Source organism: Nocardia salmonicida NBRC 13393, from assembly GCF_001613085.1.
Taxonomy (GTDB): Bacteria; Actinomycetota; Actinomycetes; order Mycobacteriales; family Mycobacteriaceae; genus Nocardia; species Nocardia salmonicida.
Genome location: NZ_BDBR01000097.1, coordinates 1 through 648, shown reverse-complemented (window position 1 = coordinate 648; position 648 = coordinate 1). Strand labels below are relative to the sequence as shown.

General features: G+C 67.3%; 1 protein-coding gene. It reads left to right on the top strand.

From position 1 onward, the window contains the following. Nucleotides 1–648: ferredoxin--NADP reductase domain-containing protein (locus NS1_RS38490; protein ID WP_507762141.1), on the top strand; the 648-nt coding region annotated here is incomplete at both ends.

Below are 648 nucleotides of genomic sequence, written 5' to 3'. Positions count from 1 at the left end.
GCCTGCTCGGCAACATCGACTACGGCACCGACATCACCCTCGACGACCTGCGCCAGTTCTACGACGCGGTCATCTTCTCCACCGGCGCCAACGCCGACCGCGCCCTGACCATCCCCGGCATCGACCTCGACGGCTCCTACGGCGCCGCCGACTTCGTGTCCTGGTACGACGGCCACCCCGACGTCCCGCGCTCGTGGCCCCTCGAGGCCGAGAAGGTCGCCGTGCTCGGTGTCGGCAACGTCGCCCTCGACGTCGCGCGCGTGCTCGCCAAGACCGGTGACGAGCTGCTGCCGACCGAGATCCCGCCGAACGTCTACGAAGGCCTCAAGGCCAACAAAGCCCTCGAGGTCCACGTGTTCGGTCGTCGTGGCCCCGCGCAGGCCAAGTTCACGCCCCTCGAGCTGCGCGAACTGGATCACTCGCCGACGATCGAGGTCATCGTCAACCCCGAGGACATCGACTACGACGAGGGCTCCGAAGCCGCGCGCCGTAACTCCAAGCAGGTCGACATGGTCGCCAACACCTTGGAGCAGTGGGCCATCCGCGATCACGGCGACCGCCCGCACAAGCTGTTCCTGCACTTCTTCGAATCGCCCTCGGAGATCCTCGGCGCCGACGGCAAGGTCGTCGGTCTGAAGACCGAACGCA